Source organism: Schlesneria sphaerica (genome assembly GCF_044336245.1).
GTDB classification, from domain to species: Bacteria; Planctomycetota; Planctomycetia; order Planctomycetales; family Planctomycetaceae; genus Schlesneria; species Schlesneria sphaerica.
In genome coordinates, this window is sequence record NZ_CP172346.1 from 5,991,292 (window position 1) to 6,007,324 (window position 16,033).

Sequence of the window (16,033 nt, forward strand, 5' to 3'; positions counted from 1 at the left end):
AGACTTATTGGCGAGTACGATACTAAGTCGATTGCAAATCAGTTCGACATCATCGCGGGCCATCAAAAATCGACGGTTGCAATGATGGGCGAGGACGCGCGAAGCTGGCGAAACCGCGGTAGCGGAGTTCACAGAGTTCAATTCGCACGTACAGACATCGAGATGATCGGGTACAGGTGCTCTTCCAGACAGCACAGAAACGCGGCACAGTGTGAAATCCTGCGCCAGGAACCGCTTCGGGATCGAAGCAGTCTGCTGTTCGGAGTGTCTGCAGAGAAGGATCTTTCAATGATCGTGGAGATTCACGATCCGGAATGTCCGTTCTCTCACGACACGAAGAGACCTCGTCCGCAGAAGGAGGATCAGCGCCTGGGAGGACGCTCAAGGCGAAACGAGAGGGTCAAGGAGCGGACTGGTTCTGAGAACGCCGCTCGGAACTTGAACTCGTCAGACGACGGGAGAGGGATGGAGAACATCCAGCCCCATCGATCTTGTGGTTCGGGTGCTACCACGGGGACTGACAGCGGTGATTCCAGAGGGGCCTGCTGACAGGAAGGGCCATTGCAACGTCGAAGCGGAAAAGGCTTGTTTGAGTTCGACTGGCCAGGGCCAAAATGGGCCCAGACATCCTGCTGGTCGGGCATCCCAATAGCGGAAACATCGTGCAGGTCGAGAGTTCCAGCACCATGCATGTGGTGATGAGATAAATAATCACCACAAGTCGCCTCGACCGAAGCTGGCGACGCCAGCGACATTCCGATCATCACCATGACCGAGAAAACGAAGCATCCCAGTCGTCGTGACCGACGACCGTTGAGCTGCTCGCGACTCGTGTCGATGGGGCGCACTGAGAACTCCTGAATGAGGTTAGTGAGGATACTGTCACGACTTCGGAATATGCAACACCTTTCTCGAGATTTCTTTCCTTTTTGAACAGGACTTCATTGATGTGTATGAGACGACTCATAATCGGCCGCATGATTGTCAGACTTTGCAGGTTTCCTCGTGTTCATGTGGTTTGAAGACCGTTTGTCGATGGCACCTGCCATGACGAAAACTGCCTCACAACAAGAATACCCCCTTCACCCGCGGTGTTTCACAGGACTGTACGCCGGATCCTCCCAAGTGCTGGGGACTTCCTGATGAGCTTGGTAGGATGATTGAATGATCCTGCAGCAGAGAAGCTTGGCGGAAGACTTAGTGGAGTCGAAGTGGCGGTGGTGTCGCGGTTCAGTCGCCAAGGCACGCTCTACCCAATGAATCATTCCGTTTTATCAGCGATTGGCAGGCTGATGCTGAATCGGGTGCCACGATGAGGTTCGCTGTCGCAATGAATGGTTCCGCCGTGGACTTCGACAATCTTCCGAACGGTCGGTAATCCCAGTCCACTCCCTTCCCGCTTGGTGGAGTAGAAAGTGTCGAACATTTTCGCCTGGGTCTCGGGAGACATCCCTTCGCCGTTATCGATGATTTCCAGAATCACCCGACCGTCCCGCTCGTACGTCTGCAGTTCCAGCACGCCGCCGCGAGGCATGGCCTGCTGTGCATTACGGGAAAGATTGTTCAACACCTGACGAAACAGGCGAGCGTCAATGTTGACTTGCGGCAGGTTCGCGGCCAGATGCGGACTGATTTCGATCCCCAGGTCTTTGGCCTGTGGCTGATAGAACTCGATGAATTCCTCGACCATCGCATTCAGATCGGCCGGATGTTGTTCGAGAGCCCCGACGCGGGCGAACTGAAGAAAGTCATTCAGAAGGCGTTCGAGGTTCACGCACTGCTTGCGGACCGCGATGACTTTCTGCAGGATCCTGCGCTCACGCGGTGAATCTCCGGCGGCGAGATCTTCTGACAGCAGGTCGAGATTGAGTGCGATCGTCGAAAGAGGGTTTCGAATCTCGTGAGCCAGCCCGCCTGCCAGCAAGGCGATTTCCGCGTACTGCGTCTGCAACCGCACATGGTCGCGAGCCAGGTCCTGATGATCACATGGTGATTGTGTTGAATCCATCACACGTCTCATCACAAACACGGCGTATCTGAGGCTGGAAGGGCTTTTTCGCTTTTTAGAATGCGGTCGCCACCGCAGTCTTCCCTGATGAGGAACCTGAGCGACGATTCTTCCGCCAAAATAACAACTCACCAGGCCTCGTGAGAAGCCTGGTGAGTCTCGAATCAATTCAACGACGATTAGTCTTCGGCGTCTTCGGGTTCCGATTCGGGCTTTGGTGGAGCCTCTTCCTGGCCTTCACCCTGCTCAATCAGCACCGCTTTGCGAGACAACTTGACGCGGTTCTGGTCATCAATGGCGATTACCTTCACCTGCAACTTGTCCCCTGCCTTGCAGATTTCATCGACCGACTTCACATAGCCTGTCGACAGTTCGCTGATGTGACACAGTCCGTCTTTACCGGGGGCGATTTCGATGAACGCACCGAAGTCTTTGACCGAACTGACGGTTCCGTTGTAGATGCGACCAACCTTGATTTCTTCGGTCATCGCTTCGACACGTGCCAGAGCATCTTCTGCCCCGTCGCTCTTCGAGCAGGCGATCATCACCGTCCCATCGTCGGCGATATCGATTGTGGCTCCCGTTTCTTCCTGAATCGCGCGGATCGTCTTGCCGCCGGGGCCAATCAGCAGGCCGATCTTGGCGGGATCGATCTTGGTGCGGAGCAGTCGAGGAGCGTTCGTCGAGATCTCGGCTCGAGGGCGACGAATCGAAGTCAACATCGTCTTGAGCAACTCGATACGGGCCTTGCGAGCCTGTTCCAGCGTCGCGCGGATGATTTCTTCATTGATGCCGTCGATCTTGAGGTCCAGTTGGATCCCTGTGACCCCCTTCTGCGTGCCGGCGACCTTAAAGTCCATATCACCGTGGTGATCTTCGTCACCCATGATGTCGGTCAGCAGAACGTATTTGTCCTTCTCTTTGACCAGACCGATCGAGATCCCTGCGACGGGCTGGGTGATGGGGACACCGGCGTCCATCAGCGACAGCGTGGCGCTACAGACCGACGCCATCGAACTGCTGCCGTTCGATTCCATGATGTCGGAGATGATGCGGATCGTATAAGGGAATTTCTCTTCCGATGGGATGACCGACTGCACCGATCGCTCGGCCAGGGCACCATGGCCGATTTCGCGTCGACCGGGTCCACGGATCGGACGGCATTCACCAACCGAATAGGACGGGAAGTTGTAGTCCAGCATGAACCGCTTCTGGACTTCGTCGAACAATCCTTCGACCCGTTGTGCGTCGCGAATCGTTCCCAAGGTGATCGTTGCCAGCGACTGCGTTTCACCACGGGTAAAGAGTGCTGAACCGTGAACGATCGGCAGGAGGCCTACCTGACAGGAAACGGCACGCAAGTCCTGAGAACTGCGACCGTCCAGACGCTTGTCTTCAAGGATCAGATCGCGAACGACGCGGTGCTGCAGGTTTTCGAAGGCGGCGCTGAACTGATCGCGGGTCCAGCCGTTGGCGGTTGTAGCGGCATCGTCAGGGAAGTACGACTTGAAAAGTTCGTCCTTGAGTTCTTTCGTCGCGCCGCGACGGTCTGCTTTGACGCTGGCCACTTTGGCTTCACGCAGGCGATTGTAAGCAGCATCGCGCAGAGCGGCGTCAAACGGGTTGACGGGAACTTCCGGGGTCGGGGTGTCAGCGCGACCAACCTTCTGCTTGAGTTCGTCCTGCAGCGCACAGAGTTCGACGATGGCTCGGTGAGCAAACATGATTGCGTCGGCCATTTCGGCTTCGGGCAACTGTTGTGCGAACCCTTCGATCATCAGGACCGAGTCCTTGCTGCCTGCGACGATCAGATCAAGGCGGCTGTCGACCATCTGGGTACGGGTCGGCATCAGGATCAGTTCTTCGCCGATCAGGCCGACTCGCACGGCGGCAATCGGGCCATTAAATGGAACCGGAGCGAGGCCCAGGGCTGCACTCGCTCCGATAATCGACAGTACGTCGGGATCATTTTCAGAGTCGACCGACAGCACATTCGACATCACCTGCACTTCTTCGAAGTACCCATCGGGGAACAGGGGGCGAATGGGACGATCGGTGAGTCGGCTGGTCAGGATTTCTTTCTGGGTTGGCCGACCTTCTCGCTTGATGAAGCCACCTGGGAACTTCCCTGCCGCGGCCGATCGTTCACGATAGTCGCAGGTCAGCGGGAAGAAGTCGGTACCAGGTCGCGAAGGACCATTCTGAGCCGCAACAAACACAACCGTATCGCCAAACTGGACCAAAACGGCTCCGGCTGCCTGTTTGGCCATCTCACCAGTCGTCAGACTGATCGTTCTACCTGCAAATTCGCGTTCTACTACAACTTTCACGGCAATGTTCCTGCAAAGATTTATTCAATTTCCAACTCCCCCAACACGTCGACGGGTCGAACTCACACGCGCAGCGGCGAACCGCGCGTGGAGCGACTTCACAATCGAGATAGAAAGTTGATCGGACCCGGTCCGAAAATCTGGATCAGCGTCGATGAAGCTGTGGAAATGCCCACAGCCTGTCTGCCTACTTGCGCAGACCGATCTTCTTGATCACATCGGCATAGCGGTTGGCATCGGTTGCTTCGAGATACTTCAGCAGGCGACGTCGCTTGCTGACCAGCATCAGCAGACCGCGACGACTAGCGTGATCCTTGTTGTGCAGCTTGAAATGCTCGGTAAGCTGAGTGATGCGGTGTGAGAGAACCGCAACTTGAACTTCTGGAGACCCTGTATCAGCATCAGACCGCTGGTACTGCTGCATGACTTCCGACTTGCGTTCTTTCGTAATCGACATAGCTCAACCTTGCCTAAGTTTCATCCTTCGATCGGCCGCACGCTGACATTCGCTGTCACGGCAACGACATGAGTTCATGTCACGCGGTCGATCCTTCAGTTTTCCACACTCTATGAAATCGGGTACAGTTTATCGTCTGAGCGAAAAGATGCAACGGACGAAAGTTCGACTGATTTGGTCGAGTTGTGGATAACCGATTTCCAGTTTATGAAGATTCTCGTCTATCGACTTCTGCCGTGACTCGCCTCAAGTTGTTATAACCTCAGTTCAATCCGTTCAACAGCTGAAAGATCATCGTGCCGCAAGCCTCTCGCATTACAGCCACGTTCTCTGCACTGAAAGCGTCACAAAAGATGGCTTTTATGCCATTTATCGCCGTCGGCGATCCGGATCTGGCAACAACCGGTCGATTGCTGAAGCAGCTGGCTGCGTCAGGGGCGGATCTGATTGAAGTCGGCTTCCCCTACAGTGACCCCATTGCTGATGGTCCTGTGATCCAGGCCTCTTACACTCGGGCGCTGGCCAGGAAAGTCAAGCTGCGCGAAATTTTCGAGTTGATCGCCGGTGTCAGTCGTGAGATCGCAGCGCCGCTGGTGGGGATGGTCTCTTACGCCATCATTTTTCGGCACGGTGTCGAAAAGTTTGTGGAAGAGGCTCAGGCAGCCGGGTTTGCCGGATTGATTGTGCCTGATCTGCCCGGCGACGAAACGTCAGGCTTCGCGACGTTGATGGCGTCGCATCAGCTTGATCTGATTCAACTGGTGGCTCCCACAACTCCCGTTGAACGGGCTGCAAAGATCCTCAAGCACGCTACCGGTTTCGTGTACTGTATCGCCGTGTCCGGTACGACCGGTGCCCGGACGGAGCTGGCGCCTCATCTGGCGGAAATGCTGAAGTCTCTGAAGACCCAGACCACGCTCCCTTTGGCGGTAGGTTTCGGAATCAGTGCTCCCGATCAGATTCACCATTTGCGGGGACAGGCCGATGGTGTCATCGTCGGTTCTGCCATCGTGAGAATGTTGGAATCACTGGCGGAAAACCCAGCGAAAACCGACGCGGTGCTGGCGCAGATTGGTGAGTTTTCGAAGACGCTGGCTGACGCCGCACATGCGAAGTAATCGGCCCTGCCCTGCCGGCGGAGGCTGCCCGTGGCGCGAGCGACCGGCATGAGAAGAAGTGTGGGTTCCGCGTCGGTGCTTCTCGGCAGAAGTCTGTTGCTGTGTTCCCTGCACCGACAGCTTGAACGGATTCGTGCGACACCGAGTTGCTTGAGGTCCAGTAGTGGGTAGAGAAAAAGTGGGGAAATGAAAGAAGTCCAGTCCGATGACAAGAGTGTCATGGGGCTGGACTTACTTTTCTGATTCTGGTTCTTCGTTTCTTTCGGCGGGGATCAGAATTCGCCAACGACGTTGCCGTCGGCTCGCTGGCCCAGGTTTCGCCAGACACCGAGATCGATGTTGCTGCTGATGGAGCGGGTTGATCCGTCCATCAACAGTGAGTTGACCGTTCCAACGTGGTAGCTGCGGGAGGTGACGACAGCGAAGGTTGAGCCGTCGCAGCCGGAGGGAGGTGTCGTGACCGCTTCACGTTTGCTCGTTGCATCAATGTCATAGGTGGCACCGCCAACAACATGCAGCACCTTGGTGTTGGGTGTAAAAGTTGTGGTGAAACCGGTGTGAATGGTGTTACCCGAGACCCATTCCGTGTGGCCGTTTTCGGTACTCCAGCCGCTGGTTCCCAGCATGCTCCCCAGGTCGTCCTCGTCAAAGGTAACGGTGGGTGGCAGGCTGCAGTTGTCGTGGAATCGTGGAGTGAAGCATTTGACTTCTGACATTCCCACCGTGTTGCTCATCCCGTCGGTGAAATCGCTTTCGCGTGTTGAACGATTGTAGGCGAACGCCGCTCCCCCATCGAAGCTCATGTTCAGCCGATGTGTCTCGTAGACACCCCGTCCAACGGCGTAGCTGAGCGGATAGTGTTCAGGAGCCCCCGCCGAGGAGACTCGCTGCCGATCCTTGGGGTCTGATGGGCAAAGAAGTACGGGGATTCGCATGGCTTTGATATTGTTCGCGGCGTTGGCCCCCTGTCCGTATCCGACGTTGAAGTCGATGATGTTATAGAGGTTGCCGCCGTCGACGTAGGGGAGCAGGAAGGCTTGAGCAGACCAGGTCTGCGAGCCGGTCGAGTTGCTGACTCCGTTGGGTGGAAACGCGTTGTGCGTGCTCAGGTAGTTGTGCATCGCCAGTCCGAGCTGCTTCAGGTTGTTCTTGCACTGCGTCCGGCGTGCCGCTTCACGAGCCTGCTGAACGGCGGGGAGAAGGAGGGCGATCAGCACGGCGATAATGGCAATCACGACGAGCAGTTCAATCAACGTAAATCCGCGGTGCTTCGAGGCAGGCGTTGATGGCAAGGTCTTCTCTCCTGGTGGGCTTCGTTTCGCCGCAGAGGATGCGTGGTGGGTGGGAAAAGTTGAAACTGAATCTCAGTCGCAACAAAAGATAATGTCAGGTTTTTATCCTGAAATTTCAAGCGACCGGGCTGATTCGTGATTTTTCTCCCAGATTTCTGATCTGTTGATGTGTGTAAGTTTTTGAGAAGAAATCAGTTAAGGAAACGGGTGTCGCAGTGCAGGAACGTGGCACCGGTTGGCGTGACTCCGCAGGGAGCTGAACAACCTGTTGAGATTTGGTTTCTGTCGTGCATCTTCTCTTGCGCAGCAATGTCAGCTCAAGCCATTCATCGCAGAGCAGAACGTCAATGGAATCAATGGAAGAGGTGGCGGAGGGGGGCGGAGTGGCAGGACGGGACCTATCCGTCTCGAAAAGGCTCCGCAGGAACGCGAGTAGCGCCGCTACAGGGGCCGTATCATTCTTCGCGTGAGCCAGGTTTCGATCCCCAGGCTTGCCACGAAGACGTAGAGGATGAGCCACCAGATTTCAGCGCGGGCCGCATCGGACAGAAGCTGTTTTCTCAGTTCGGGAACGCTCGCCACGAATTTCATCCGATCGTCGCCACTGAGGGTGTCCCGCTCGTCAGCTGTCAGTCGAGTCAGAGTGGATTCCAGTCGGTCGACGTTGACTACGAATTCTTCAGAAAGCGATTGCTCCTGTGGTTTCGGGACTTTTCGAAGGAACCGATAGACACCCGGAACAACGGGATTACGCAATCGCGTTGCAGTCTGGAAGGGGTCCGTCAGCTTGTCGAAGGGGGCCACCTTGTCAGCAGGATTACGGAATTCATACTCGTCCACATTCAGGCCTGCGGGGATGTTCAGGATGAGTGGAGTGCCCACATTCACATTGCGTCCCTCGGACTGTGAAAGCAATGAGAACAGCAACTCGTGCAGAAAAGGGACGTAATCCTGCTTTGCCGGCAGGGTGTTCCAGTCGGCATCGAGCGACGAGGTCAGAAGGGCGGCGGTTCCCCGCCCGTAGCGGCGTGTCACAAGCAACGGATCGCCGGTCGTCAATGATAACTCGGTAATCGAGGTCCCCACGTTCGGAGTCTCTGCAGAATCGGGAGCTTCTCCTTCGTCGGGTTGGGGCTGATCGGATGGCACGGGGGCGTCGGGGGATCCCTGTAGGATTAAGGGGGCCGCGGGGAGGGTCACCTGCCACCAGTGTGACCAGCGGGCGTCTGCCAGGGTTCCCCCTCGCTCGGCGCGAAACGGTTTGAGCCAGGGGAGATCGAGGCGGCTGTTTTGAATGCGCACACCGCGCTTCTGCTGCTCTGCTTCGTTCGCGATGGATTCGATCCGGCATGGCAGCAACCCCAGTCCGGCGTCGTACAACGTCGTACGATAGTCTTCGCGATGGACTCGATCTCCGAGCGTGACGAGCACGGTGTGTCCGCTGGCCACAAACTTCTTCAGTCCTTCCACCATTGCTTCATCCAGGATGGGAACGTTGGCCAGAATCACAATGCCAAAAGGTTTCACGCGATCAATAGTCAATTCCTCTGCCCCGATCACGGTTGGAATGATCCAGGGGTGCTCGGCTCCGCCCGCCAGAAAAGCGGCCTGAGCGAAATATGTCTCACATCGCGTGGGGTCGGGTTGACGATCACCGTCGACGAGCAGCACGGGAATCGCCTCCCTGACGCTGACGACCGCCTCGGCCCGGTTGTCGCCCGGCAGGGGATCATGATCCAGTACCAGACTGAGGACGTGGGAGCCGACCGTTTCGAACCGATGCTCGAAGTCGACGGTCATTTCGCCCCCCGGCTGCAGTTTGACCTGAATGGTTTTCTCGTCGACTCGCACCCCATCGATTTCGAGGTGTACCTGACGGGTGACCGGCCCTTCTCCACCCGTATACCTCACCTTCGTCGTGACATTGATGGGGCTGTTGACGAAGGCCACCTCACGCAGCAATTGCAGGCGTTCAATCGTGAAATTTGCCGCGGTGATCTCCTCGCCTGCGGCGGCATCCACGATCCAGATGCGTGGAGCGATCGAGGATTGATGCAGGCTATCGTCCAGCCTCGCCCACAAGCCGGTGTCCGCGCTGTTCCAGCCGCGCGCCTGAAGATCGGTCAGAATGATAATCTCTCGCCGCAGGTTGGAACTGGCGGCCAGCAACTGGATTCCTTTTTGAATGGCCGCCACGAGATCTGCCGTTCCTGACGGGGGAAGTAAGTCGTTCAGTGCTTCTTTTGCGAGATAATGGTCCCGTGTCGAATGGGGAAGCAGGACCAGCGGTTGTTCCCGCGCCTCGATGATTTGAACGACATCTCCGGGCGTCAGACCCTGAAGGATCTCCCGCCCCATCTGGATGGCACGGGAATGGATCGACTGGCCATTGCCGTCACTTTCCCAACCCAGACTGTAGGATTGATCCACAATCAGGACGATGTCGCGAGATTCCACTGCCGCCAATCCCATCAGCCAGCCGCTTCCGATCCAAGGTCGAGCGAACGCCAGTGCGACAAGCGCGATCAGGCCCATTCGAAGCATTAGCAGAAGCAGTTCTTCGAGCCGGATCTTGCGCTTTGCGCTGGGATCCAGCTCCAGAAACTGCATCGCTCCCCAGTCCACGACATCGTATTTTTTTCGACTCAATAGATGAGCGATCACCGGCAGCAACACGCCTGCCAGTCCAACGAGCATCCAGGGGTTAAGGAAAAAATTCAGCACGAGAGAACTTCAGAGAGTTTTCGCACTTAGCGTGTCGCGAACGGGTCACGGACGAGGAGTTTCAGAAGTCTTCCGGTCGAACGTATCACGCCGACTGCAATCGGGGAATCCTACGGCGTCATCAGCGACTGCAAAACCCGCGATGTCGACTCGTTCCTGAAGGGAACTTACGGAAGAGATCTGGCTCAGACCGCGATGCACGTCGGGTCGCTCGGGTGGGGCTGGATGCGGCGAGGTTCCGCATCATGACTCGAGGTAATGAAGCGCCCGCAGTCACTGTGCGATCGCCTGGAACGAGATTTTGTCCCAGGTCCGCAGCGCCAGACACTAGGGCGCCGAGGTTCGCCGTTGACCGATTTGAGGTGCCCGCGGCGAGATCTGGTCGATTCGCTCTCTCACCTCAGGACCTGCTTCAACTGAGGATCTGCGACGACATTGTGACCATGGATATCTCGGAACGGGCACCGCACCGCATGTCTTTTCGCCACTTCTCCTCTGGACATCAGCCTGGATTCGTTGCCGCGAGGATCTCCGATCCTTTGTCGCTGGACGTATCTTCATCGATTTGCCGGGCTCCTTCGGCGATCAGTTCGTCCAGGTCCAGCAGCGCGTCGTCAGCGCTGTCGGCATGCTGGATCAAATACGTCTGCACGGCGGACATGGGAAGCGTCCCTTCGACGAGGCTTTCCGCAAAGTAGTCTGCCATGGAGGGGTCATCGTCTCCGAAAAAGCGGACGAACAGTCGACGGAGCTGTTCCTGATTGGCGTAGCCGATGAGTTCCTTGCGGTCGATGCGCCCGGGCCGGATCAAGGCGGGGTCCAGCCGTTCAATGTGATTCGTCGTGGCGAACAGGATCCGCCCTTCTCCGGCGGCGACGCCGTCGATGGCGTTCAGCAAACCGCTGAAGGTCAGCTTGTTGGCTTTGTCCTCAGTGGCCTTTCGCTCCACAAAGACGCAGTCGATGTCCTCAATCAGAACAATCGAGTTCACGGGGCAGTTTGAGAGCAATTGGCATAAGTCGTCATCGTCGAGTGACGAGTTTGCCAGGCTGAGGATTGCGATATCCATCTTCAATGCGGACGCGATCGCCAGCACGGCGGAACTTTTACCCGTCCCCGGAGGTCCATAAAGCAGGTATCCGCGGCGATAAGGGATGCCTCGTTCGATATACCAGTTTCGGCGACCCAGAAAATCGCGCACATCGTCGATCAGGCTTTCCATCAGGCCCGCGCGCAGCACGACCGATTCCGGTGGACGCGGGAGTCGCTTCATCTGTTCGTCCCAGGAAGAGTACGAAGCGCGATGAATGGCCAGTCGATTGTCACCTGCCGGTACCGCGACATCGCGGGCGTCCTCGAGAAGTTGACGTGCGATATTTCGATCGCGGCTGAAGATGTGAATCGAGAAGGATTCTCGAACGCTCAGCGACTGAGAATTGTTCCCGTCTGGCTTGGGCCGTTCACGGTTCAGAATGACCAGTCGCCCCCGATAAAAGAAGATATGCTCACCCGGTGCGGGCGAAAACAGGATCCGGGGACGAGCATCCATCGTGGGGTCAGCCTGTCGCTCGGTGTAGTCCACCGAGACGGTTTTCACCGTGAGGCTGCGAGCCCGATGCTGCGAATAGGTGTGCTGCGCCAGCCACTTGTCGATCCATTCGAAAGCAGGATCGCGGTCGAGGATGTCAATTTCCAGTAGCCAGCACCGCCGCAGCCACTGCCAGATGCGTTCGGGAACTTCCCGGAAGTAAGCCAGTAACCCCCCGGTGACCATCAGGATCAGACCGCCACCGAATAACTGGTTCGTGGCCAGTTGCTGCTGGATGAATTCCCAAATCGCATTCATCGGATTCGTCAAACCTCAACAAAACGCGGAGTTCGGCCTATCCACAGGGGGGAAACGAAATCACAAAACTGTATGCAGAAGGTCAAGTTTTCGGTCTCACAATTGAACGAGATTCCGAGTGACGCCTTGTCGCCCGTTGAATTGGATGAACAATCCGTAACGATTGATGAGCGTCAACAGCAGTTCGCATTCGTCGATTTCACGGGGGATGGGTGACCGCGACGCTATCGCTCGCAGTCGGTTTTCGAGTATTTCAGGCTGGTCGTTTGTACTTCTGCGGGCAAAGGTGAACTTTCATGAGAAATTTGGTTGTGGCGATCACCGGAGCCAGCGGTTCCGTCTACGCGCTGCGTCTGCTTGATGTTCTGGTCGCAGCGGGACAGACCGTCCACCTCACCATCAGTCCGGCTGCAGTTGAGGTCTTCAAACGAGAGCTCGGGCTGACGTTCGATCTCAACAATTTTAATCCGTCGGATTTATTGGCTCCTCAGGGGCCATCGAGTTGCGACGTGTTCTTGCAGCCCCTGAAAACCGGTCCCGTTGCGGGGATCGCCTCAAGTTCCGTTTCCCCTGAAGATGAGATTCCCCCGGGAAAAATTATCTATCATCATTACCGGGACTACTCGGCAGGAATCGCCAGTGGTTCTTTCCTGACGTCAGGAATGGTGATCTGCCCCTGTTCCATGGGGACTTTGTCCAGCGTCGCTACGGGGCAGTCACAAAACCTGATTCATCGTGCCGCCGACGTTCACCTGAAAGAACGGCGCAAACTCGTCCTCGTCCCCCGCGAAACGCCCCTCAGCGCGATCGCCCTGGGGAATATGAAAGTTCTGGCCGAAGCGGGAGCAACGATCCTGCCAGCGATGCCGGGTTTCTATCATGATCCCAAATCGATTTCTGACCTGGTTGACTTCATCGTCGCACGAATCTGCGACCAGCTGGGGGTGAAACATGCTCTCACGAAACGCTGGGGAGACGATCCTCGCTAGACCGTCTGCGTATTGGTGAACAACGTTTTGCGGGAACAGGACGACAAATCACAGGTTGAGGTTCGGGTGGATTCTGATTTTATTGGGACGGAATGGGTATTCGTGCGATACCGCCGACGAACCGTGCGGAGACTCGCACAGAAATCGCCGTTGAACCATGTGAAATCAATTGATCTGGATGGGTAGAACAATCCGAAGTGAAGTCGGCTTCACCAGCGGAGTGAATTGCGATTTCGTGGTCGGTCGACGTACAAATTGATCACGGATTCACAAACGGATTTCCTGCGGAAAGCAGGAGAAAGAAAGCTTTCAATAATGCGCAATCGTCAAGCAACACAGTTGCTCTCTGAACTTTCCCATGCTGGTCGTCGGGGTGCAGAATTTCCCCCTTCTGATGTCCCTGACTGGCCATTGGAAGATCTGATTCCTGCGGAGTTCCACGCGGCAGCCCCCCCTGCACTGCCGGAACTGGCTGAACCGGACGTCGTGCGACACTTCGTCAATCTGTCGACGCTCAACATGTCCGTCGACACTCACTTCTACCCGCTGGGAAGCTGTACCATGAAGTACAACCCCAAGCGGAATGAGCGACTTTCGAATCTGCCCGGGATTGTGGATCTTCATCCGCATCAACCCGCCGGTCAGATTCAGGGGATGTTGCAGCTTTTGTTCGAAATGCAGGAAATCCTGGCAGAGATTTCCGGTCTGCCTGCCGTCTCGCTGCAACCTGCGGCGGGGGCCCATGGCGAGTTGACAGCTCTGTTCGTGGCGGCAGCTTATTTCCGTGACCGGAACGAACACCGCACCAAGGTGATCTTTCCCGCGAGTGCTCACGGTACCAATCCCGCCAGTGCGGCAATGGCAGGCTTTGAATGTATCGAGCTGAAGGGGACCGTTTCGGCAAACGGAGCAGCGGACGACCGGGGTGGCTTTGTCGACCTGGAAGAACTGAAACGCCACGTGGACGACAAAACGGCTGTCTTCATGGTGACCAACCCGAACACGCTGGGACTCTTTGAAAAAGAGATCGCGGCAGCGGCGAAGATCGTGCACGACGCGGGGGGACTGGTCTACATCGACGGAGCCAACATGAACGCCATCATGGGGATTACCCGTCCCGGTGATTTTGGCGGCGACATGATGCACTACAATGTCCACAAGACCTTCACCGGACCGCACGGAGCGGGTGGACCGGGCTCGGGACCCATTTGTGTGCGTGACTTCCTTGCTGATTATCTGCCGGGGCCGGTTGTGCGGGCACGGGAAAGCTCTTCCGACGAGCAGCGTTATGAACTGGCCACGCCAGCGAAGACGATCGGGCGGGTTCGTTCTTTCTTCGGGAACGTCGGAATTCTGGTTCGTGGATATTGCTATCTCAGGACGCTGGGGGCTGCCGGGGTTCGTTCCGCTGCCGAGCTGGCGATCCTGAATGCAAATTATCTGAAAGAACTGCTTTCAGATATCCTGCCGTCGGCGCATGGCGAGCACTGTCTGCATGAATTTGTGGCTTCCGCAGACAAGCTGGCCAAAGAGCGTGGCATTTCGGCGATGGACATTGCCAAGCGATTGCTGGATCACGGATTCCATCCTCCGACAGTCTATTTCCCGCTCGTCGTGCCCCATGCGATGATGTTTGAGCCGACGGAAACGGAATCGAAGGCGACGCTGGATGCGTTCTCGGAAGCGATCCACAAGATCGTCGCAGAGGATGGTGATCTACTGCACACCGCACCGCACACGGCACCGATCAGCCGCCCGGAAGAGGTCAACGCAACTCGAAAACCAGTTCTGACATGGCCTATCGGGGGCTGATCAGAATCTGAACGGATTGCTGAATGAAACAACCCTTCGCAGACGAATGTCGTCTGCGAAGGGTTTTCGCTTGATGCGGTGAAACGGGTTGCCCGGCAGTGACTCGGTCCCGGCCAGCAGCGGCAGAGACTCAGAGTTTGACCTCAGGCCAGCAGCCCGGGAATTCCGTGGGATGCGGGGTCGGCAATCGGCACCGGTCGTCCGTCGATATCGAACGATTTGGAGGTGTCGACGCCGACGGCTTGCAGGTACGTGTGGAACAGGTTCGCATGGTCCACCTTACCGTCGATCACTTCGGTTCCATTGTCGTTCGTCTTCCCGATGACGGCACCCGGGGTCACGCGACTGCCCCCCATCAGGACGGACCAGGCTTTACTCCAGTGGTCGCGGCCAGACAGATGGTTGATATGAGGCGTGCGACCGAACTCTGACAGGACGACGATCAGGGTGCTTTCGAGCATTCCGCGATCGGCCAGGTCGGCGACGAACGTTGCGAACGGTTTATCGAATTCTCCGAGCTGCTCGATATGGAAAATGAAGTTTTCGTTGTGAGTATCGTAGTTCGAATGACTCACTTGAACGAAGGTGATACCGTTTTCCAGCAGGCGCCGGGCGAGGAGGCAGTGGCGGCCGAAATCATGCTTCCCGTAGCGGGCCTGGTCTGCTTCTGATTCCTTCGTTGCGTCGAAGATGTCTCGCTGGGCCATGAGCTGCTGGGCCTGCTCGTAGCTGTAGGTATACGCATCGGTGAGAGCCGTCCGGCGTCGCTGAAGGAAGCGTTCGTTGGCAGCACGGCGCAGAGTATTTCGCTGTTCGTCGGCCGCAGCATCAACGGAATCAGGCCGACTCGAATTCAGCGGCGGTTGTCCACCACCCAGGATGACGCCCGCGTACTTGGGGCCCAGGTAAGCGGAATCGTTCGTTCGACCACCCCCACCGGCAGTGATCTGGATGTGGCCTGGAAGCCCGCTGGATTCCGGGGCCAGTGCCTTGGCGGTCACCGCGCCGATGCGGGGAAAATCGTTGGCAGGCGTCTGACGGCGGCCCGTCAGCATCATATACGCCCCTTTTCCGTGATCGTCTTCTGCGGTATCGACACCCCGGATAATGGCCAGATGATGCATCTGTTTGGCCGTTTCGGGCAAGAGTTCGCAGATATGCGTTCCTGGAACGGAGGTGGGGATGGCGCGAAATGGGCCTCCGGTCGGGGCGCCGGGCTTCGGATCCCAGCTCTCCAGCTGGCTCAATCCACCATGCATGTTAAAGACGATGACCCGTTTCTGCTGCCGGGCCAGGTCTGCTGCGGTCGCGGGCCTCGTGAAGGTCGACAAACCACCCAGCATCACCCCCCCTGCCGCCATACTTCCCGAAGCGACGGCTCCGAGGAACTGACGACGAGCCATCAAATGGTCCCGCTTTCCACAAGCGTAGTTACAGTGCATGTTTCGATTCTCCAT

General features: G+C 56.9%; 10 protein-coding genes. 3 read left to right on the forward strand and 7 right to left on the reverse strand.

The annotated features are described in order from the left end of the window. Nucleotides 1–1,261: 1,261 nt before the first annotated feature. From ACGY09_RS21650 to rpsO, 3 genes are all read right to left on the reverse strand, one after another. Nucleotides 1,262–2,008, reverse strand: a complete 747-nt coding sequence (locus tag ACGY09_RS21650; protein ID WP_373652895.1) for a PAS domain-containing sensor histidine kinase — start codon at nucleotides 2,006–2,008, stop codon at nucleotides 1,262–1,264. 179 nt (nucleotides 2,009–2,187) lie between these two features. Beyond that, on the reverse strand, nucleotides 2,188–4,338 hold the full coding sequence (gene pnp, locus ACGY09_RS21655) for a polyribonucleotide nucleotidyltransferase (RefSeq protein ID WP_373652894.1): 2,151 nt from the start codon (nucleotides 4,336–4,338) through the stop codon (nucleotides 2,188–2,190). A gap of 187 nt (nucleotides 4,339–4,525) precedes the next feature. Then, complete coding sequence (gene rpsO / locus ACGY09_RS21660; RefSeq protein ID WP_373652893.1) at nucleotides 4,526–4,795, reverse strand: 30S ribosomal protein S15; 270 nt, start codon at nucleotides 4,793–4,795, stop codon at nucleotides 4,526–4,528. A 296-nt stretch (nucleotides 4,796–5,091) separates the two neighbouring features. On the opposite strand from rpsO, the gene trpA reads away from it, so the two are divergent. After that, nucleotides 5,092–5,913: a tryptophan synthase subunit alpha gene (trpA, locus tag ACGY09_RS21665; RefSeq protein ID WP_397569397.1), complete on the forward strand. Its 822-nt coding sequence runs from the start codon at nucleotides 5,092–5,094 to the stop codon at nucleotides 5,911–5,913. Nucleotides 5,914–6,185: 272 nt separating this feature from the next. Here the strand turns inward: trpA and ACGY09_RS21670 are convergent, their stop codons facing one another. The 3 genes from ACGY09_RS21670 to ACGY09_RS21680 form a co-directional block, all read right to left on the reverse strand. Next, the gene (locus tag ACGY09_RS21670; protein WP_397569398.1) at nucleotides 6,186–7,205 is read right to left on the reverse strand and encodes a DUF1559 domain-containing protein; all 1,020 of its coding nucleotides are present in this window, start codon (nucleotides 7,203–7,205) and stop codon (nucleotides 6,186–6,188) included. Nucleotides 7,206–7,646: 441 nt separating this feature from the next. Then, nucleotides 7,647–9,929 (reverse strand): BatA domain-containing protein, encoded by a 2,283-nt coding sequence (locus ACGY09_RS21675; RefSeq protein ID WP_397569399.1) that lies wholly within the window; start codon nucleotides 9,927–9,929, stop codon nucleotides 7,647–7,649. 502 nt (nucleotides 9,930–10,431) lie between these two features. Beyond that, nucleotides 10,432–11,775, reverse strand: coding sequence for an AAA family ATPase (locus ACGY09_RS21680; RefSeq protein ID WP_397569400.1), 1,344 nt, complete (start codon nucleotides 11,773–11,775; stop codon nucleotides 10,432–10,434). A gap of 296 nt (nucleotides 11,776–12,071) precedes the next feature. Here ACGY09_RS21680 and ACGY09_RS21685 point away from each other — a divergent pair, with 296 nt between their 5' ends. Then, nucleotides 12,072–12,764, forward strand: a complete 693-nt coding sequence (locus tag ACGY09_RS21685) for a UbiX family flavin prenyltransferase (protein WP_397569401.1) — start codon at nucleotides 12,072–12,074, stop codon at nucleotides 12,762–12,764. Nucleotides 12,765–13,079: 315 nt separating this feature from the next. Next, nucleotides 13,080–14,576 (forward strand): aminomethyl-transferring glycine dehydrogenase subunit GcvPB, encoded by a 1,497-nt coding sequence (gcvPB, locus tag ACGY09_RS21690; RefSeq protein ID WP_397569402.1) that lies wholly within the window; start codon nucleotides 13,080–13,082, stop codon nucleotides 14,574–14,576. A gap of 143 nt (nucleotides 14,577–14,719) precedes the next feature. Here the strand turns inward: gcvPB and ACGY09_RS21695 are convergent, their stop codons facing one another. Beyond that, nucleotides 14,720–16,018 (reverse strand): DUF1501 domain-containing protein, encoded by a 1,299-nt coding sequence (locus ACGY09_RS21695; RefSeq protein WP_373652886.1) that lies wholly within the window; start codon nucleotides 16,016–16,018, stop codon nucleotides 14,720–14,722. Between the last annotated feature and the right edge of the window lie 15 nt (nucleotides 16,019–16,033).